This is a genomic window from Bacillus sp. z33, assembly GCF_058313615.1.
The window spans coordinates 166,047-184,865 of sequence record NZ_JBZFQN010000001.1 but is presented as its reverse complement, the minus strand read 5'-3'; the positions used below and the strand labels follow the sequence as shown (position 1 = coordinate 184,865).

The window sequence follows — 18,819 nt, the reverse complement described above, 5'->3', positions numbered from 1 at the left end:
CAAAAGATTTATCTTAAACTTTAATGTAGAACATTCTATAGTCTAATGGATATTAATGTTAAAACATACATTGATACAATAGGACAATTTATCTTAAAATTTGCATAAACAATCGTCATTTTTAAACATAGAGCCTATTTATGGGAGGCAAAGATATGGAGCTAGATAAAAGTATAATCGGTTTAGAAGGTAAAACTTTTTCAGTAGAGGTTGAAAAGCGGCATCTTCGCCAATTTGCGGATGCTATAGGAGATTCTAATCCTTTATACATTGATGAAGAATACGCTAAAAACACATTTTATGAGGGCATTATTGCCCCTCCAACTTTTCTAATTGCCTTAAGTAGCGAAGGAAATCATCTTCCTCTAAAGCTAGACGAAAAGCGGATGCTTCATGGAGAGCAGGAGTTTATCTATTTTCGCCCAATTCGGCTGGGAGATCGACTCATTTGTAAAAGCAAGGTAGCGGATTTATGCGAAAAAGATGGAAATAGCGGTAAGATGCAATTTCTTGTTCTTGACACAGAATTCAAGGACGAAAGCGGGGAAATGGTAGCAATCAGCCGTATGAATATCATTTATCGAGCTGCTTTATGAAAAGATAGGGGGTCAAATGGATGGAGATACAATATGAAAATTTAAGAGCGGGACAAGCACTTCCTGTCTTAGAAAAACCGCCCATTACAAAGGTGCAATTAGTCAAATACGCTGGTGCATCCGCTGATTTTAACCCGCTACATACCGACGATGAGTTTGCACAGAAAATTGGCATGAATGGTGTGATTGCTCACGGAATGCTAATTATGGGCTTTTTGGGTCAGTACATTATGGAGCTTGCAGGCACCACAGCTGAAATCAAACAGTTTAAGATGCGTTTTGGAGCAATGACAGTTCCGGGAGATTCAATAACTTGTTCCTCAATAGTAGAGAAAATCTATGAGGAAGATGGCTTGAGAATGGCGGACTTGAATCTTATAGCTGAGAAGGAACCAGGAAAAGTTGTTGGTTCAGGTAAAGCTACTTTAAAATTTCGGTAACTTGTTCAGAAAAAGGAGGTATTAATGTGGGGAATATAAGCAATCGCTATGCCATTGTAGGTGTTGGAGAGAGTGAGCGTTCAAGAAAATCTGGAACTACACCACTCCATATGGCTTTAGTAGCTGCACGAAACGCATTGCAGGATGCCGGGCTTGAAGCTAAGGAAATTGATGGAGTTATGAGCTATAGCACAGGTGATTCCTGCTCTTCACACCAGTTGGCAACTTATTTAGGTATCCGCCCCAGTTATGTTAATGATGTCATGGGTGGCGGAAGCTCAACTGAAATGTTAATTGCAGATGCTGTTGGATTAATAGAAGCAGGCTTAGTAAAAACGGTATTAATTTGGAGATCAATGAATGGTTCTTCCGGAAAAAAGGTCGGACGAGGATATGATCCTGATATGATACAGGAAGCAATTGATGGAGGAAGCTTCATTATTCCGTATGGTTCCGCAAGTCCATCTCAGTGGTTTGGAATGTTTGCTACAAGGCATATGTATGAGACAGGGATTACACGTGAACATCTGGGCCATGTTTGTGTAGATTTTTATGAACATGCCCAACGAAACCCTAAAGCATTCCTAAACGGACATCCTTTAACAATGGAGGAATATATGGAAACCCCATACATTAGCTATCCATTTACTAAACATGATTGCTGTGTTGAATTGGATGAAGCGAATGCGATTATTGTTACGTCAGCTGAAAGGGCTAAAGATTGTAAGCCAAAACCAGTCTATATTATGGGTATCTCAGCAAGAGAATGTCATCCACATGCCCACTATTGGTCTGATTTGACTCAGGTAGCATCAGATTATGTCGCTCCACAGTTATATAAATCAGCCGGTGTACAACCATCAGATATTCAAGTAGCCTCTATATATGATTGCTTTAGCTGGGTTGTGCTTCGCCAGCTCGAAGCCTTTGGATTTGCTCCACGGGGAGAAGTGGGGGATTTTGTTGCTGCAGGAAACTTGAGGATAGGAGGTAGCCTCCCGACCAATACAGCAGGAGGAATGCTTTCAGAAGGCTATACTCATGGAATGAATAATGTACTTGAGATCGTTAGGCAAATTCGTCACGAGTACAAAGGAACTGATCGTCAAGTTGAGAATTGCGAAATTGGAATCTGTACAGGTTGGGCGGGACCAGATATAGCCGGTGCTATGATTCTTAGAAATTAGGAGGGATATAAAATGGCTTATCAAAAACCCATTCCACTAAAAAACCAGGATAACGAGCCTTACTGGGATTCGGCGGACAAACATGAACTTTCCATCCAAAAATGTGATTCCTGTCAAAAATATCAACATCCTCCAGGACCGGCCTGTGCAAGATGCGGAAGCGCTGAACTGAGTTGGGAATCATTCGGTAATGAAGTATACGGAACAATTTATTCCTATATCATTTCTTATCGACCATTTCTGCCTGGTTTCCAGGACGACCTACCAACTGTTATTGCTCAAGTAGAACTAGAAGGTCAGCCTAAAATCAAAATCACAGGTAACATTTTGAACTGTGACCCTGAAGAAGTAAAGATTGGATTGGATGTACAAATGTTTTGGCAGGATATCAACGAGGAACGAGCTCTTCCTCAGTGGAAATTGAGGTAGATAATAAATTGTTAAACTGAAACCATGATACTTTGGCAGCAAAGAATTATGGTTTTTGTGTTTCTTACTATAATAAAATGATTGTTTAAATCTGGGATATATTAGTAGATAAACAGTAACATTCTAATCAAGTATTTAGTTCTAAGATATCTTTTGCTGGCAATTTGAACACAATTCTATAAAGTATAATATAAGGATATAAAAAAACCGCAAAAGGAAGAACTCTTTGTTATTTTTAAACAAAAGTCATCAGTCCCTTTTATAGTTTAAAAAGATTAAGTTAAATAGTAAGTCGAACTTCTAAATGGGAGGGGAAAGATGAAAATTTATGTGGATGCAGATGCTTGTCCAGTGAAAGATATTATTATTTCTGAAGCAAGCGATTTTGAAATACAGGTTATCCTTGTTACAAGCTTTTCTCATTTTTCTAATGCAGAACAGCCATCAGGAGTGAAAACCATTTATGTTGATTCTGGAGCAGATGCTGCAGATTTTCGAATTGTGAAGTTAGTGGAAAAAGGAGATATTATCGTTACGCAAGATTATGGTCTTGCATCACTAGGTTTAGCAAAAGGAATTATCGTCCTCCACCATAAAGGTTTTAGATATACAAATGAAAATATTGACCAATTATTACAAACACGTTATTTAAGTGCAATGGCTAGAAAAGGTGGACAGCGAACAAAAGGACCAAAGCCTTTTACAGCTGAAGACCGGGAGCAATTTAGGAATCTTTTTAAACAGGTTATTTCTGTTAAAAATTAGGCTAAACTCAGAGATTTAAAAAGGAGATAAATATTTTGAAGTATTCAAAATCGCAAATGCAACAACTAATTAAGGGAAATAAAGAACTGCATTCACGCTTTAAAGAGTTAAAGGCTGAGCATGGTCTTGAAAAAAACAATGCCATCAAGGCCTTGTACCATTCAGAAGTTGCGGATGGAGGAAAGTATCAGGCAGCTTACCAAGCACTTGATCAGCTCAAAAAGTAGATTCTTATATCTTATTTACATAATTGGACACCTACAGCTAATCAGAATAAAGAACATTTGACCGTATCAGTAGATATACAATTAGCTGAACAGTATACGGAGAATTTCAAAGAAATATTTCATACATCTAATACCTAATAAGCTTAAATGCTTAACAGGTATACTGGAAAAATGGAAATTAACCATGGAGTATCCAGTTTTCCAGGGAGAATATTTAACAAGCTATACATCAGGAAATTCATTAAATGTATTATTCTCAGTTAATAAAAAAAGAGATTTACACATTTTTTTATTCCTAGCTGAAACAAGATCCTACTTTGGATCTTGTTTTTCTTATAAATCGATTTCTCCACACGGACAATAAGAAGAAAGGGTGATTTGTATATGTCATTAAGGAATATATCTATATGTCATTAGTCAGAAGAAGGGTAGAAATCCTAACAAAGATAAAAAAATATTCTAGTTTACATAATATATATTATAGGAAGTTAACTAAACCAATTAAACATCGGTCTCATTAAGCAAGATTACTTTAGCAATTGAGACGAAATAGAAAAATTTACAATTATTGATTTCAGTAATATATTTTATTAATTTGTTTCTTAATCTGTATATTCTTGTTCTTATAAATCGTTATTAATTTCTGATGGTAATTTACTTTTTAGTTTCTTAGATTGATCATCAATAAATTATCTTTTGAATTATATTCTTTCAATGTAAATAAAACATGAACTAAATTAATTTAAGTTTAACTTGTACGTAAATTTAAGTTTTAAATCATAAATTTAGATTAATTGTCTTGTTGCCATATTTCTACTTGATTTTCATCTTAGTTTACATAATGTTATTATCGATTAATTTTCCTTGTTTTAATCTATTACCTTCTAAAATCGTAGCAATCCATACAAATTCTGTTTATGACCAATCATCCGTCGGTTCATTTATCTTGAAAATTTACAGATTTACTGCCATAAAAATAAGTTTTGATTGTTTATTTATGAATTCTTCAAAAAATTTAGCTCTATTTATTTTATTAAACACTTATTAGAAACTCAGCCTACTAATCCGCCTTTTTTTAATGTATAGGCACTACAGTTGTTATCTAATTTAGAGATCATATCCCCTTTATTAACGGTTAATTGAACGCATGAAACATCGGTTCTAACTTTAAATCCTCTATCTTCTTGCTCCTTTATTTAACATAAAGCAATAGATCTGTTTGATGCTGTTTGCAAATTGTGAAATGCTCCCCTTCTTCTATTGGATATATTCCAAATAAAGGATAGGATAATTTGAGGTAGCCTCATAATCTTTCTTGATCTCACCTTTTGTGAATCGGTCTACATATGTATAAGAAAACACATACCTTTCGGACTTTATTAATAATAAAAGCGTTTAATTGACCAGTTTCCTTAATGATGTTTCCTCCATCAATTCAGTTATTTTCTTGTCATTATTCAAAACAGGATTATGAGTCGGTATTTCTACATAGTTGATCACTGGCCAATGTCCGACAACAACCATTTTATCTGCCATATATGTCTTGTCTAAGGATGATGGCATTCTAAGAGCGTTTTCTCTGGGTGTCATTTTCCAACCGGCGTGCACAAAGATAAAATCATCTGTATCAATTACGGTTGGTTATTCATTAAGCCAATTAATCTCTGATGAAAAATTTTCACGATTATCTCTTTTAATTCGGATATATATTGAATGGTATCTAAATTAACTCCTACATGCCTTAGACAATCATTCAGCAATGTATATTTTCTTTTTGAGATAATTAAGTAACCAAGAATCTTCTTCTATTAAGTATTCTATTGATTTATCACAGTTACCCTCTAGTACATGGACCTTGGTGTTTTCTTCTGCCAAATGCATAAAATATTGAACAACAGCCAGGCTATCAAATCATTTTCCACACTAATCCCTTTCTTAAAGAAGTCTACAGTCTCAAATCCAAAACCAATAAGATAACGTATCTAACTTTATATCTCCTCCCCTTTTTTAGAATCCTCACTATAATTTCATCACCGAATAAGAATTATTGTAAACGATATAAATGAATGAAGTTTTGATATACTAAATTAATAAAAAAGTTTTAACTTATAAAATAACTGTTAAGGTTTAGGTGATAAGTATGGCTACATTAAAAGATATAGCAAAAGAAGCTAATGTTAGTGTAATGACGGTATCAAATGTGATACACAACAAAACAAACAAAGTTTCAGCAGAGACTGTAAAAAAAGTTCAAGCTATTATAAATAAATATAACTATACGCCTAATATGAATGCTCGATCTTTAGTGAATAATTCTTCTAAGTTAATTGGCTTTCTTCTATACCAAAATACTACATCCGATAGTATTAATATGATGTTTGAAAACCCATTTAACACAGAGGTTCTTAGTGGCGTAGATCAAATATTACGTGAAAATGACTATTATTTATTAGTAAGAACTGTTACATCTATAAATGAAATTAAGGACATCCTTAAGATATGGAATGTTGATGGAGTTATTCTGTTAGGTATGTTGTCTTCTGAAGCTGTTCAATTGCGTAATATGATTCAAATACCAATTGTACTTATAGATACTTATACAGAGGAATCTTTTATGAATATAGGAATAAATGATCAAAGAGGTATGATGCTTGCTACAGATTACTTAATAGAAAATGGTCATAAAAAGATTGGGTTTGTATCCTACAGCATGTTTCCAAGTGGTGTTATTGAACAAAGATATTTAGGTTATAGTAAATCTATGAAGAATCACAAGCTTACAATTAATAAGAATATTATTTATGAATATGACGATAAAAATGGAAGCATCAATGAATTAGCTCAAAAAATTAAAAATGATATTAACCATATAACTGCCCTATTATTTACAGCAGATTATTTGGCAATTGAAACAATGCAAAGTTTAAAATCCTTGGGAATTCGGATTCCTGATGATATATCTATAATTGGTTTTGATGATATTTTAATTGCTAAATACATAACTCCTAGACTTACTTCTATTCATCAGGATATACGCCATAAGGGTGAAGAAGCGGCATCTTTGATAGTAAAATCCCTTGCCAATCATGATTTAAATATATACAAAAATGAACTTCCCGTCCATTTAGTCATTAGAGATTCAGTAAAAAATTTGAAACCAGGATTGTAAAAGCGCTTACAAAATGTTAGTCTAAAATCAAGTTTAACGTTAAACTCAAATACATTAAATGATTTATTTATATTTATTAAACTCTGGTTTAACGTTAAACAAATAAGAATATTTGGAGGTTTATATGTATAAATTATTTAAGCACCTTTTTATTGTAATGCTCTTTGTCTCTCTTGTTGCTTGCTCCAGTAATAACAAATCACTCGAAGGTCTCTCCAAAGATGAAAAAGCAGCTAAAGGGATGGAGACTATTGGGGAAAATGTACAATTTGATCCTAATAAACTAGTAAATAAAGGTGAACCATTAGAAGTCGAGCTATGGGTATGGAACGGCCAAGAAATATGGGAAAAATACGCATCATCATATGAAGATATTTATCCAAATATACGTATAAAAGTCGTTAATCAACCATGGGATGATTATTGGACAAAGCTCCCGCTCTCTCTAAAAGGTAAAAATGGACCTGCATTATTTAGTGTCCACAATTCGTATCATTCTAATCTAATAAATTTTATGGCACCTTATGATATTCCATCAGATCAACTAGACAAAGATTTTATTGGAGTCCCAGCACATGAAATTGATGGATCAATTTATTATATAGACTACGGGATAAATTCCGGAAATATATACTATAACAAGAAATTATGGAAAGATGCAGGTTTAACTGAGTCTGATATACCTGTAACTTGGGACCAATTCGTTGAAATCGCTAAAAAACTAACAAAAACAGAAGATAATAAAATTAACCAAGCAGGATTTAATTTTAATGGTGATGGTTATCAAGCAATGATTATGGGATTAGGATATCAAAAAGGTGAATTGCTATTCAACGATGATAAAAAAACGGTGAATTTTGATAGCGCTACAACTGTAGAGAATACACAGTTCTTTTATGATTTATATAATAAACATAAAGTGGGATCGCCGGATTTTGGAGATGATAGTACAAAAAGTTTTGGTAATGGCCAATCTGCTATGGTTTATAAATGGGGTTGGATGCAAGGTGAATTAAAGAATAACTATCCTGATATTGAGTATGGTGTGTTCCGTATTCCAACACCTACAGAAGATCAACCATTTGCATATGATAGGTATAATGGTGAAAGTACACCTGGCATTAATAAAAATGCTCCAAAAGAAGAACAAGAAGTAGCTCAAGACTTTTTAAGATATCTATTAGCTAACGATGATTTTAACAAAGAACTATCCATATTAAACGCATCATTTCCAGCAAAAAAATCATTGAGTAATGATCCTGATGTATTGGCAGATCCTGTGTTAAGCGCATTAGCGCCTAATATAGACCGATATATTTGGCCAGGTTCTATTCCAAGTACAATAGAAACAGTTTCTGGTAAAATTTTCGAGGAAGTTTTCTACAATGGCGTAGACCTAAAAGAAGCTATTAAAGCTGGACAACTTCAAATGGAAAAAGATATGAAGAATGTTAATTTTGAATCTGTAGAATCCGAGTATAAATATTTTTCAGATAAATAATTAAATAGTATTGTATTGTCTCCTTTAACTATTATGAAAAGAAATTAGTTAAAGGAGATTTAAATATACTTATTTTGACTAAACTACCTTTCGTAGTACGGAAAGCAGGATTAAATGATGGCTAAAACTCAGGGTATACACAAGCGAAAACAAATATTTACTTTGAAAAATATTGTCGTTACATTGTTACTTATTTACTTCGCGATTTTTTTGATTTATCCAATTTTCATGGCATTTACAGGCAGTTTTCATAATTGGAATCCACTTTCAAACACTTTTATATTTAATGGTTTTGATAATTATAGGGAAATCCTAACTAGTTCATTATTTTGGAAATCGATGTCTAATACAATGATATTCTCTATAGTTATCATAGCTTTTCGTGTGTTCATTGGCTTGGCAATTGCACTCGCTCTATTCTCTAAATTATCTCGTTTTAAGACTACCTTTCGTACCATTTTCTATATGCCCACTATAACACCTCTCGTTGCAGTTTCTTTTGTATGGGTGTGGCTCTATAATCCACAATTCGGCCTGATAAATGAAGTTTTTGGTTTCGAGTTAAACTGGTTGAAAAATAGTGACACTGCCCTCCTCTCAGTCATGATTATGACAATCTGGAAGGATTTTGGCTATGCGACTATCATTTATTTAGGTGGACTAATGTCACTACCTAACGATTGTTTTGAAGCCGCAGAGATAGATGGTGCAGGAAGTTGGGATAAATTCCGACACATAACTTGGCCATTATTAAAACCAACCACTCTTCTTGTTGTCGTTACTTCTCTCATAACTTATTTACAATCTTACATACAAATTCTTGTTATGACTGAGGGTGGTCCTGGAACATCCACTTATACAATTTCCTATTTGATTTTTGATGAAGCATTTGTAAATTATAACTTTGGAACTGCATCAGCCATGTCTGTCATACTTTTTATATTCATATCAATAATTACTTTAGTAGCATTCAAATTAACTAAGGAGAAATCATTATGATACAAAAATTTAAAATAATATTATTTAATGCTATGCTTCTCGGTTTATCGATGGTTGTTATCATCCCATTTGTTTGGATGCTCTTATCCTCTTTTAAAAGTAATAGTGAGATCGTAAAAATTGGTGGTAGCTTTTGGCCCCAAGAATTTAGCTTTTCTAATTATTTGAATGTTCAAGAAAACTTTCCTTTTATAACTATGTTTCTAAACAGCTTACTAGTAGCATTAGTTTTAACAATCGCAATTGTTTATACCAGTACAATTGTAGGTTTTGTATTAGCAAAATATAAGTTTAAGGGTCGAAATCAATTATTTAGTTTGATATTAGCTACTATGATGATTCCATGGTGTGTAACTATTATTCCTAAATACGATATGATTGTAAAATTTGGATGGTTAGATAGTTATGCAGCTTTAATTATCCCGTCTCTTATTAGTGGTTTCGGAATTTTCGTTCTCAGACAAAATATAATGTCAATTCCAGATGAAATAATTGAAGCAGCAAGAATTGATGGTGCATCTGAATCTTATATATTCCATCGAATTATATTTCCGATGTCAAGGAACGCTATTTCAAGTGTAGCAATTTTTCAGTTTCTATGGGTTTGGGAAGACTATCTCTGGCCTTATCTCGTAATCAACTCAGAATCTAAACAACTTTTATCAGTCGGTTTAAAGATGTTTAACGGACAGTACTCAACAGATTACGGGGGGCTATTTGCCGCTACTGCAATTTCGATCATACCGGTAATCATTGTATATGTGATATTTCAAAAACGTTTTATTGAAGGAATTGCTGGAGCCTCTATTAAAGGCTAAATCTTATACTTTCTATAGGAGGATATAAATGACTACTCAAATTGACACTTTAACTTTAAATCCAAATGCAGATTCTGCTTCTATTATTCGAGGTAAACATTATCGGTTTACTGTACTTACTGAGAATTTAATTCGGATGGAATATAGTGATGATGGAATGTTTGTGGATTCTGCCACTCAATCCATTATAAACAGAAACTTTTCTCTTCCATCTTTTCAGGTGGTAGAAAATGAAAAAGGATTAGAAATCATTACTTCAGCACTTCATTTATATTATATGTATGGAGAATTTTCCAAAACTACACTTTATATTGATGTTAAAAATAATTATAGTGCTTATTCTAATAGATGGTATTATGGAGATAAAATCGAAACATTAAAAGGAACAGCTCGTACATTAGACAATATTGAGGGGGCAGTTCCTCTTGAAGATGGCATTCATTCTTTATATGGGTTCTCTGTAATAGATGATTCTAAGTCTGCCATCTTATTGAATGAAGAAGATATTATTTCACGAAGAGAAAATCAAATCGACATCTATTTTTTTGCTTATGGTAGAGATTTCAAAAAAGGACTTACAGATTTTTTTAAGTTAACAGGTACTACTCCTCTACTACCAAGATATGCTTTAGGAAATTGGTGGAGCAGATTTTGGAAATATTCAGATGAGGATTATAAATCACTTATGCTAAAATTTAAAGAAGAAAACATTCCTTTTTCATTAAGTGTACTTGATATGGATTGGCATGTTGTGGATATACCTGAAAAATACGGTAGTGGTTGGACCGGTTATAGTTGGAATAAAACTTTATTTCCTAATCCCGAACATTTTTTGAAGTGGCTTCATGAAAATGGACTAAAGGTAACATTAAATGTACATCCTGCCGATGGAGTACGTCCTCATGAAGATATGTATGAATCCATGGCTAAAGAACTTGGTATAGACATTATCAATGAACATCCAATTCCTTTTGATATAGCTGACACTGATTTCCGAGCCGCGTATTTTAAATATCTTCACCATACAGAGGAGGAAAAAGGTGTGGATTTTTGGTGGATTGATTGGCAACAAGGAACCACCAGTAAAGTTAAAGGATTAGACCCCTTATGGCTTCTAAATCACTATCATTCTCTTGACCTAACAAAGCAAAATAAGCGTCCATTAATACTATCGAGATATGCAGGTATAGGCAGTCACAGATATCCCATTGGCTTTTCAGGAGATGCAACTATAACATGGGAATCATATAGATTTCAACCGTACTTTACAGCAACAGCTACTAATGTAGGATATGGTTGGTGGAGTCATGATATAGGTGGACACTACAAAGGATATAAAGATGATGAATTAAGTCTTAGGTGGCTTCAATTTGGTGTATTTAGCCCTATTATGCGACTTCATAGTTCAAGTAGTCCCTTTAATGGAAAGGAACCTTGGCGTTATCAAAATGCTATAGCAGAAATTATGAAAGATTATCTGCGATTACGACATCAGTTGGTACCCTACCTTTACACCATGAACTGGAATACCCATCAAAATCTTAGAACTCTCATTATGCCAATGTATTATGAGCATCCTAATGAATCTAATGCTTACAATGTACCTAATCAGTATTACTTTGGAAGTGAGTTAATTGTTGCTCCCGTTTTAAACCAAATTGATAAAGAATTACTAATGGCACCAATTGATATGTGGATACCTGAAGGAGATTGGATAGATTTCTTCTCAGGAAGAATTTATAAAGGCGGGAAAAACAGAAGATTATTTAGAGATTTAAAAACAATGCCGATACTTGCAAAACCGGGTGCGATTATACCTATGGCTGAACATCATGAAGGTGATAATTCTATTGAAAACCCTTCACATTTATCCATAATAATATTTCCAGGTGCGTCAAATTGCTTTGAATTATATGAAGATGATGGCGAAACTCTTGAATATAAGAATGGAGAATACGCTGTTACAAAAATGTCTTTAGATTGGGGGAACAAAAGTTTTAAATTAAGTGCGACTAATGGGGATCTATCTGTTATACCTTCAGACAGGAAAGTCACTCTAAAATTCAGAGGATTTAGAAGGTTTTCTTCTGTTACCGCAATCTCCGCAGGAGTATCCTGTATATTGGAAACCGCCTTTGATTCAGAAACACAAACAACAAGTTTATCTGTCTCTCGGTATGATAATACACACGATTTAACCATTATATTACCGTCTGATATAACAAGTCAGTCTAATAATCGTTTAGATGCACTTTTCAAAATATTAAACAGTGCACAAATGTCTTTTGAATTAAAAGACGAATTATATGAATTATTTATTTCAACTAACTTAAATACTGAATCTATTATCACAGAATTAAGAAGTAAAAATATAAATTCCTTATTATTTGATGCCATACTAGAACAACTTATTGATTAATTATATATAATAATCTGTCTCGAATGTAGGTATTAGAAATTTTTACTGCTCCATATAACCTTTTGGGGCAGTTCCTTATTAATACCCCCTCTTTTTCTCCAATTGTTATTTATACCAGTATTACTTTAGTCCACTTTTAAAGAAAAATCAAAGACGTATTCTTTCGTTCTCCATCAAATGACATGATTTAACTTTCATGAGTAACAAGTATGTTATATGGAATGTTTATTCTCCGTTCAAACATCTTTTCCTTACTTATGTGGATGTTTACAAATGCTCTGTATTAATTCGATTCTTATCGTACGGTTCTACCGGTGGAACTTCATACTCTAATTCAATATCAAAGGAAGAGTCCTGTAGAGTCAATTCTAAGGGATCCTTTTCATCCTTTTGTTTTTCTTCTATCTTTTGTTTATTTGTCTTCTTATTCATACCTATTCCTCCCGAGTTCTATTTAAGTATAGGTTAACCACTCGCTCCTTATTTATGCTTTTCGTAATATGTTTCTATTTATTAAAACCTTCTCCTTCTCTCCTTACCTATAATAAACTCATTTTTGAATTAAAATAACATGAATTTTACCATCTGTTTATCCGTTCAACTATAGGGTGTATGTCTTAAAGAATAAAACACAAGGAGGTATAGATATGAATCATTTAAAAGCGTTAGTGGTGAAATTTCTTATGATTGCTGTCGTTTTAGGGCTAGTATTAACTTTAGGATTCGATTATCCATTTGGCGACACAATGTTAATCAGTATTATTTTTACTGTGGTTGCTTATGTATTGGGAGATTTGTTTGTTTTTCGTAAATCTGGCTATTCATTAGCACAAACGAAGAGAAATATGATAGCAACTATCTCTGATGGAGTACTTGCATTCTTAGTCATTTGGATTATGAGTGAACTTCTAGTACCAAATAATAATGATATATTACTAGCATCCTTACTGCCTTAATTATTGGTGTTGGAGGATGGTTCTTTCATAAATTTCTTGATGCTAGTGTTTTTCCTGAAAAAACAAATGTTAACCACAAACAATCCCATACCCCTCCCTATAATTAAATAAGTAAAGAACTTAGCTGCATCCATCATTTGAATGCAGCTTTTATATTTATATTGATTCTCTTTTGTCCCAAAGTCATAATCTCTTCTCTATCAAAATAACCTATAGTAAACGAGCTATTATGGAGGGATTATATGAATAACACGCTTATCACAGCTGATATGATAACGAGATATCATGATCTAAGTAAGAAGAAAAAAGAGATTGAAATTGAAATGGAGAATCTAAAAGAAGTTTTTCATACGTATTTTGATCATCATGTAGGAGTAAATAATAAAGGTGAATTAATTGATAATGGTATAAAGCTTCAAAGGCAAATACGAAAATACGAGAAATACAGTACAGTACCCACGGTTTACAAATTAGAGGAGTTGAATATGAAGGAATTAATTAAAACAGTGAAAATTCCGGATGAAGAAAAAATGACTGCTGCTATTAAATTGGGCTTTCTTAAAGAACAGGATTTTGAAGATTGCAAACTGATTACTTATTCCAAAGCGATTTCGGTAAAAGAAATCTAAATTTCATTTTTTTAGCAAAATGTACGTTAGAAAGCTTTACAAGATGAAAGACAGATTGGCACGAATCCTCTACACTTATAAAAAACTAATGTATTGAATAAGGTGGAAGGATGATACAGTATGAGGATAGAGAATAAAAGGCAACTGGCTGAAATGATTATTCAATTGGATGTACTGCGTGATCAGCTCTATGAAGAGTTACAAGATAATTTTGGATCTAGAGGCCAGGATTTTCTACGTACTGTTTAAAATAGCCAATTACAGCATGATATATCTATGTATTATACAGTGGAAGATAGACGTGGTATATCCCTTACTTTATTGGAAGTTATGTTTATAACAGCTAAGCAAAAAAGGCATATAGGGTAATTCCAACGATCATCAGTTCCATTGAGAGTAGTAATAACAGCAATCAAATTGGGAGTAAAAGGGCAAAGAAACTTATCTATGCCCTTTTCTTATGCTTTATAAAAGCTTTTGATTCAGTTTCTTTAGCTCTTCCTCCATTTGTATTGCCTCTATTCATTCAATTAACTAAAATCTATTTATTTAAGTCCCTAAAACCAAAATGAGCATTCAGTTGCCCTTTTATCATTTCGTCCCTCATTTTCCTGCGCTGCATGTCTAGCCTGATTTCTGCTGTTTGTACGCCTTCCTCCATCTTTTCTGCAATCTTCATTAGTGTTTCAACATCTTGAAACGAATATTTTCGAATTCCTTTATTCCATCTTTCCGGATAAATTAAACCCCGCTCCTCATAATAACGTATTTTCCTCTGGGAAATCCCTGTTAGTTCACTAACAGTACCTATAGAGATTACTTTCTTATCTTTATATGAAGACATGACTCCCTCCTTCCCTAAACCAATCTGGATAAATAGTTTTATATGGTTGATTATTACTGTTTTTCAAGGAATCACAAGGTATTTGGGAGATGTTCTGACATATATTTTTTGAGGTTAACATAAATTATGAAGATTTTTTAAAAATTAATTTTGAATTATCAGTATATTCAATTTCACCTATGTGAGATAATATGACAATATATATTTTACTTAATTTGGGAGGGTCATGGATGAGCCAAGAGTCTTCATACAAAGATAAAAAAGTTATAACTATCGGCGTCGTTAAAGAATTAACCGGTTTGTCAGAAAGGCAAATCCGTTATTATGAAGAACGTAAATTAATTTTCCCCACCAGAAGCAATGGAGGAAGCCGGAAATATTCATTTACGGATATAGAGTTATTAATGGACATAGCCGAGAAAATTGAAGACGGTATCCAGACATATGAGATTAGACAAGAAATGATTAGAGAAAAGAAAAAAGAAGACGAAGCTAAAATGCATAAAAAAATGATTCAAGGACAATTAAATGCTCAATTCGGTATACAAAAATACAATTAATTAGCTTAATCTACCTTCCACTTCAACAAATCCTTTCCTTTCCATAAAAACCACGTGAGGTTTCCTTACATGGTTGTAGAATTCACTTCCCTGATGATGCGACAATACAAACAGCAAAGGAAAACATTATCAGGAAGGTGTGGAATTATGGATACGATTTTTTTAATGAATAGTCTTTGGGTCATGATTGGAGCGGTTTTAGTCATTTTGATGATTGGTGGCTTTATCTTACTTGAGACAGGATCAACTCGAATGAAGAATGCAGGTCATATCGCAGGTAAAACCATTCTTACTTTCGGAATTTCCTCAATCGTCTTTTGGGCAGTAGGTTTTGGATTTATTTTTGGAGACGGAGCGGGATTTAGTAAGTTCATAGGGTTATCTGACTTCTTCTACTCTGGATATGATTTAGATGCCATAAACTTATCTGGAGCCGTATTTTTCTTATTCCAAACAGCTTTTGCCGGAATCTCCATTACGATTGCTTTTGGAGGATTTGCAGAAAGAGCGAAAATGGGTGTATATGTCCTATTTGCGATTTTATTCTCTGCACTTGTTTACCCTCCAATTGCTCATTGGATTTGGGGCGGTGGCTGGTTAGCCGATCATGGTAAACAGGACTTTGCCGGATCTACTGTTGTTCACTTGACTGGTGCTATGGCAGCATTGGCAGCTACAATCCTGTTAAAACCACGGATTGGTAAATTTAATAAGGATGGCTCAGCTAATAACTTATATGGGCATAACCAAGTATATACTGCTTTAAGTGTTTTATTGCTTTGGGTTGGATGGTTTGGTTTTAATGCTGGCAGTACAATCGCAGTTGATGCTGGGTTCTTTGGATTTGTTGCCCTCAATACAAATCTTGCAGCTGCCGCAGGTACAATCGCTGCCTTAATGATCTCCTGGATTGTCATGGGTAAAGCAGATGTCTCCATGATGTTAAATGGAGCATTAGCCGGATTAGTTGCCATTACTGCATCCTGTGCATTTGTTGAAGCGTGGGCATCTGTTGTCATCGGATTTGTTGCTGGTATTCTTGTATTTTATAGTATTCGTTTCTTTGAAGCTCGTAAAATTGATGATCCCATCTATGCCCTTTCCGTACATGGCGCGGCTGGGATATGGGGCACATTATCCACAGGGTTCTTTGCCACAAAAGAACTGGCTACAGTCGGAAAACCTGGTTTATTTTACGGTGGTGGTTTCTCGCAATTAGGTGTTCAAGCTTTAGGTGTCGTCGTTTGTGGAGCATTCGCATTCATTGTGTCCTATATACTTTTACTAGGAATAAAAAAAGTATTGGGCGGCCTTCGGGTTACGGAGGAGGAAGAAATTATGGGACTTGACTTGAGTGAACATGGAGTATACGGGTACCCTGAATTGCTTAAAAATGAAAGAAATCCTTCTGATAAATCAATCAGTTAAAAATAAATAAGATTTGAAGTTTATCCTTACACATTCTTTCCCCTGAACAGAAATCTGGTTCAGGGGATCATTTCCTTTAATAAGGAGTGTCTGCATGGTCATTGAAAATCAGGACTATTCCAACATATTGGCTTATCGTAAGCAACAATTCAATTCAGATGCTTTAAACACAGATAAACTGAAGATACTTCATGATGAGATTATAAGGATGACTACCTTCCTGGCATTCAACAAGACTGTTCAAAAATATGGCCCCCCTCCCACTTCATTCTGCTTTTTTGTTATGGGGAGTGCCGGCCGTAAAGAACAAGGTATTTGGAGTGATCAAGACCATGGTATTATTTATGACCAGGAACATCCGGATACCGGCCATTACTTCTTGAAACTCGGAAAAGAAATATCTGAAGGATTAAAACAAACAGGATATAGGCTTTGTGAAGGGAAAGTGATGGCAAGCAACCCATTTTGGTGCAGGTCATTTGAACAGTGGCAGCTCCAATTAAATGATTGGCTCGAGGATGCTTCATGGGAATCAATCCGGCATTTGCTCACCTTTATGGACAGCAGGTCATTTCTGGGTGAGGAACGGTTTATAAAACAATTAAAGCAGTATGCCTACCTAGTAATTGATCAAAAAAAAATGTTGAGCCGCATCCTGGATAATACAAAACATAGGAAAAAAGCAGTTGGTGTTCTCGGACAATTTCTTGTTGAATCTCATGGTCCGTTCTCAGGTTGTTTGAATATAAAGGAATCTGCTTTATTTCCATACGTGAATGCTGGAAGGCTTCTCGCCATCTATGAAAAATTAGATGCGACCTCCACTATTGAAAGACTCGGACATCTACCAGATTCAGTAATGCCCCTCCAAGACCGAAAAAAGTATATCAATCAGTTTACTAGATTGCTGAACTATCGATTAGCATATGGACTTCATGCCGACTATGAATCCGGTCACTACCTGTCCGTCAGCAAATTATCAAACATAGAGAGAAAGTACTTAAAAGAAGTAATCAAAGACGGCATTCAGCTTACTGAATATGTGAGAAAGATTGCAGCAAAGGATGATGGCAATGGGAATGAATGATTTTATTCAATTTTTCAGAGAAATGGGCGGCAAAATCAACTCCAACGTGCTCGCTGGTGTACAAGGTAAAGCTTCCCCGCAAAATATTTCATTTTTACGCCAGCTTGAAAAAGAAGCACGGCAAAATAACGCCCTTAGCTGTCCCCTTGATCAGCTTGATGTTGTTGTGTTTGATATTGAAACGACAGGATTTTTTCCTGACAAAGGCGATCAAATGATTTCGATCGGTGCTGTAAAGATGCACGGGAATAACCTATTAAGCGAAGAAACCTTTTATTCACTTATTAAGACGGATGTTAGCCTTACTCCTGATATCTCTACCTTAACTAGTATTTCAAATGAAGATCTCCAAACCGCTCCTGAACGATCAGAAGTCTTAATGAAATTTTTTAAGTTTGCTTCAACACAAAGTCTGGTTGCCCATCACTCCCAACATGAGCTAAGCTTTATGCAAAAGCTCACCTGGGATGTGACACGAACGAAATTCCAGCATAGAATTCTTGATACTTCTTTCCTTACGCAACTGTTTAACCCTGCCAGCAGTTCTAATACCTTAGAGGACCTATGTAAGGGTTGTGATATTGAAATCAAAAATAGACATCATGCATTGGGAGATGCCATAATGACGGCTCATTTATGGGGTTATTACCTACAAAAAGCTCAGGAAGCGGGCTTTAAAAATCTTAGTGAAATATATAATCATATTGCAAAATTTAGATGAATGAATATTTGCTTTTTAGTTGATATCTACTTTTCTTCAGACAA

General features: G+C 34.3%; 21 protein-coding genes. 18 read left to right on the top strand and 3 right to left on the bottom strand.

What is annotated here, in order from left to right:
- Positions 1-155: 155 nt before the first annotated feature.
- The 6 genes from AC4G3L_RS00955 to AC4G3L_RS00930 all read left to right on the top strand — a co-directional run bounded on the left by AC4G3L_RS00955 (position 156) and on the right by AC4G3L_RS00930 (position 3,644).
- A complete protein-coding gene (locus AC4G3L_RS00955) occupies positions 156-596 on the top strand; it encodes a MaoC family dehydratase N-terminal domain-containing protein (RefSeq protein WP_491075109.1) in 441 nt (146 codons plus the stop codon).
- 20 nt (positions 597-616) lie between these two features.
- Positions 617-1,036, top strand: a complete 420-nt coding sequence (locus AC4G3L_RS00950) for a MaoC/PaaZ C-terminal domain-containing protein (protein WP_491075108.1) — start codon at positions 617-619, stop codon at positions 1,034-1,036.
- Positions 1,037-1,062: 26 nt separating this feature from the next.
- A complete protein-coding gene (locus AC4G3L_RS00945) occupies positions 1,063-2,223 on the top strand; it encodes a thiolase C-terminal domain-containing protein (RefSeq protein WP_491075107.1) in 1,161 nt (386 codons plus the stop codon).
- A 12-nt stretch (positions 2,224-2,235) separates the two neighbouring features.
- Positions 2,236-2,652: a Zn-ribbon domain-containing OB-fold protein gene (locus AC4G3L_RS00940; RefSeq protein ID WP_491075106.1), complete on the top strand. Its 417-nt coding sequence runs from the start codon at positions 2,236-2,238 to the stop codon at positions 2,650-2,652.
- A gap of 318 nt (positions 2,653-2,970) precedes the next feature.
- Positions 2,971-3,417 (top strand): YaiI/YqxD family protein, encoded by a 447-nt coding sequence (locus AC4G3L_RS00935; RefSeq protein ID WP_066103808.1) that lies wholly within the window; start codon positions 2,971-2,973, stop codon positions 3,415-3,417.
- A gap of 35 nt (positions 3,418-3,452) precedes the next feature.
- The gene (locus tag AC4G3L_RS00930; protein WP_491075105.1) at positions 3,453-3,644 is read left to right on the top strand and encodes a hypothetical protein; all 192 of its coding nucleotides are present in this window, start codon (positions 3,453-3,455) and stop codon (positions 3,642-3,644) included.
- A 1,395-nt stretch (positions 3,645-5,039) separates the two neighbouring features.
- Here AC4G3L_RS00930 and AC4G3L_RS00925 read toward each other — a convergent pair.
- Entirely contained in the window at positions 5,040-5,252 is a 213-nt protein-coding gene (locus AC4G3L_RS00925; protein WP_491075104.1) for a hypothetical protein, read from the bottom strand.
- Positions 5,253-5,784: 532 nt separating this feature from the next.
- On the opposite strand from AC4G3L_RS00925, the gene AC4G3L_RS00920 reads away from it, so the two are divergent.
- The 5 genes from AC4G3L_RS00920 (at position 5,785) to AC4G3L_RS00900 (ending at position 12,550) form a co-directional block, all read left to right on the top strand.
- A complete protein-coding gene (locus AC4G3L_RS00920; protein ID WP_491075103.1) occupies positions 5,785-6,813 on the top strand; it encodes a LacI family DNA-binding transcriptional regulator in 1,029 nt (342 codons plus the stop codon).
- A 124-nt stretch (positions 6,814-6,937) separates the two neighbouring features.
- Entirely contained in the window at positions 6,938-8,314 is a 1,377-nt protein-coding gene (locus tag AC4G3L_RS00915; RefSeq protein ID WP_491075102.1) for an extracellular solute-binding protein, read from the top strand.
- 117 nt (positions 8,315-8,431) lie between these two features.
- The gene (locus tag AC4G3L_RS00910; protein ID WP_491075101.1) at positions 8,432-9,313 is read left to right on the top strand and encodes a carbohydrate ABC transporter permease; all 882 of its coding nucleotides are present in this window, start codon (positions 8,432-8,434) and stop codon (positions 9,311-9,313) included.
- Positions 9,310-10,131 carry a carbohydrate ABC transporter permease gene (locus tag AC4G3L_RS00905; protein WP_491075100.1) on the top strand — a complete coding sequence of 274 codons (822 nt, stop codon included), beginning with the start codon at positions 9,310-9,312 and terminating at the stop codon, positions 10,129-10,131. Before AC4G3L_RS00910 ends, AC4G3L_RS00905 begins: the two co-directional genes overlap by 4 nt.
- A 28-nt stretch (positions 10,132-10,159) precedes the next feature.
- Positions 10,160-12,550, top strand: a complete 2,391-nt coding sequence (locus tag AC4G3L_RS00900; RefSeq protein ID WP_491075099.1) for a glycoside hydrolase family 31 protein — start codon at positions 10,160-10,162, stop codon at positions 12,548-12,550.
- A gap of 267 nt (positions 12,551-12,817) precedes the next feature.
- Here AC4G3L_RS00900 and AC4G3L_RS00895 read toward each other — a convergent pair whose 3' ends face one another.
- A complete protein-coding gene (locus AC4G3L_RS00895) occupies positions 12,818-12,982 on the bottom strand; it encodes a hypothetical protein (RefSeq protein ID WP_491075098.1) in 165 nt (54 codons plus the stop codon).
- 215 nt (positions 12,983-13,197) lie between these two features.
- Between AC4G3L_RS00895 and AC4G3L_RS00890 the strand changes: the two genes are divergently transcribed.
- The 3 genes from AC4G3L_RS00890 (at position 13,198) to AC4G3L_RS00880 (ending at position 14,384) form a co-directional block, all read left to right on the top strand.
- Positions 13,198-13,506 carry a DUF2512 family protein gene (locus AC4G3L_RS00890; RefSeq protein WP_491075097.1) on the top strand — a complete coding sequence of 103 codons (309 nt, stop codon included), beginning with the start codon at positions 13,198-13,200 and terminating at the stop codon, positions 13,504-13,506.
- Positions 13,507-13,748: 242 nt separating this feature from the next.
- Positions 13,749-14,135, top strand: coding sequence for a hypothetical protein (locus AC4G3L_RS00885; protein ID WP_491075096.1), 387 nt, complete (start codon positions 13,749-13,751; stop codon positions 14,133-14,135).
- Positions 14,136-14,255: 120 nt separating this feature from the next.
- Entirely contained in the window at positions 14,256-14,384 is a 129-nt protein-coding gene (locus AC4G3L_RS00880; RefSeq protein WP_491075095.1) for a hypothetical protein, read from the top strand.
- Positions 14,385-14,676: 292 nt separating this feature from the next.
- Here the strand turns inward: AC4G3L_RS00880 and AC4G3L_RS00875 are convergent, their stop codons facing one another.
- On the bottom strand, positions 14,677-14,979 hold the full coding sequence (locus AC4G3L_RS00875) for a MerR family transcriptional regulator (RefSeq protein ID WP_491075094.1): 303 nt from the start codon (positions 14,977-14,979) through the stop codon (positions 14,677-14,679).
- Positions 14,980-15,209: 230 nt separating this feature from the next.
- On the opposite strand from AC4G3L_RS00875, the gene AC4G3L_RS00870 reads away from it, so the two are divergent.
- The 4 genes from AC4G3L_RS00870 to AC4G3L_RS00855 all read left to right on the top strand — a co-directional run bounded on the left by AC4G3L_RS00870 (position 15,210) and on the right by AC4G3L_RS00855 (position 18,775).
- Positions 15,210-15,539 carry a MerR family transcriptional regulator gene (locus AC4G3L_RS00870; protein ID WP_491075093.1) on the top strand — a complete coding sequence of 110 codons (330 nt, stop codon included), beginning with the start codon at positions 15,210-15,212 and terminating at the stop codon, positions 15,537-15,539.
- A gap of 147 nt (positions 15,540-15,686) precedes the next feature.
- Positions 15,687-16,967, top strand: coding sequence for an ammonium transporter (locus AC4G3L_RS00865; protein WP_491075092.1), 1,281 nt, complete (start codon positions 15,687-15,689; stop codon positions 16,965-16,967).
- Positions 16,968-17,061: 94 nt separating this feature from the next.
- Positions 17,062-18,054 (top strand): DUF294 nucleotidyltransferase-like domain-containing protein, encoded by a 993-nt coding sequence (locus AC4G3L_RS00860; protein ID WP_491075091.1) that lies wholly within the window; start codon positions 17,062-17,064, stop codon positions 18,052-18,054.
- A complete protein-coding gene (locus AC4G3L_RS00855) occupies positions 18,041-18,775 on the top strand; it encodes an exonuclease domain-containing protein (protein ID WP_491075090.1) in 735 nt (244 codons plus the stop codon). The genes AC4G3L_RS00860 and AC4G3L_RS00855 overlap by 14 nt, the downstream gene beginning before the upstream one ends.
- Positions 18,776-18,819: the final 44 nt, after the last annotated feature.

Coding starts and splice junctions, on each gene's coding strand:
- AC4G3L_RS00885 (WP_491075096.1), top strand. CDS start 13,749: ATGAATAACACGCTTATCACAGCTGATATGATAACGAGATATCATGAT.
- AC4G3L_RS00865 (WP_491075092.1), top strand. CDS start 15,687: ATGGATACGATTTTTTTAATGAATAGTCTTTGGGTCATGATTGGAGCG.
- AC4G3L_RS00880 (WP_491075095.1), top strand. CDS start 14,256: ATGAGGATAGAGAATAAAAGGCAACTGGCTGAAATGATTATTCAATTG.
- AC4G3L_RS00935 (WP_066103808.1), top strand. CDS start 2,971: ATGAAAATTTATGTGGATGCAGATGCTTGTCCAGTGAAAGATATTATT.
- AC4G3L_RS00955 (WP_491075109.1), top strand. CDS start 156: ATGGAGCTAGATAAAAGTATAATCGGTTTAGAAGGTAAAACTTTTTCA.
- AC4G3L_RS00950 (WP_491075108.1), top strand. CDS start 617: ATGGAGATACAATATGAAAATTTAAGAGCGGGACAAGCACTTCCTGTC.
- AC4G3L_RS00860 (WP_491075091.1), top strand. CDS start 17,062: ATGGTCATTGAAAATCAGGACTATTCCAACATATTGGCTTATCGTAAG.
- AC4G3L_RS00890 (WP_491075097.1), top strand. CDS start 13,198: ATGAATCATTTAAAAGCGTTAGTGGTGAAATTTCTTATGATTGCTGTC.
- AC4G3L_RS00870 (WP_491075093.1), top strand. CDS start 15,210: ATGAGCCAAGAGTCTTCATACAAAGATAAAAAAGTTATAACTATCGGC.
- AC4G3L_RS00855 (WP_491075090.1), top strand. CDS start 18,041: ATGGGAATGAATGATTTTATTCAATTTTTCAGAGAAATGGGCGGCAAA.
- AC4G3L_RS00900 (WP_491075099.1), top strand. CDS start 10,160: ATGACTACTCAAATTGACACTTTAACTTTAAATCCAAATGCAGATTCT.
- AC4G3L_RS00905 (WP_491075100.1), top strand. CDS start 9,310: ATGATACAAAAATTTAAAATAATATTATTTAATGCTATGCTTCTCGGT.
- AC4G3L_RS00940 (WP_491075106.1), top strand. CDS start 2,236: ATGGCTTATCAAAAACCCATTCCACTAAAAAACCAGGATAACGAGCCT.
- AC4G3L_RS00910 (WP_491075101.1), top strand. CDS start 8,432: ATGGCTAAAACTCAGGGTATACACAAGCGAAAACAAATATTTACTTTG.
- AC4G3L_RS00875 (WP_491075094.1), bottom strand. CDS start 14,979: ATGTCTTCATATAAAGATAAGAAAGTAATCTCTATAGGTACTGTTAGT.
- AC4G3L_RS00915 (WP_491075102.1), top strand. CDS start 6,938: ATGTATAAATTATTTAAGCACCTTTTTATTGTAATGCTCTTTGTCTCT.
- AC4G3L_RS00895 (WP_491075098.1), bottom strand. CDS start 12,982: ATGAATAAGAAGACAAATAAACAAAAGATAGAAGAAAAACAAAAGGAT.
- AC4G3L_RS00920 (WP_491075103.1), top strand. CDS start 5,785: ATGGCTACATTAAAAGATATAGCAAAAGAAGCTAATGTTAGTGTAATG.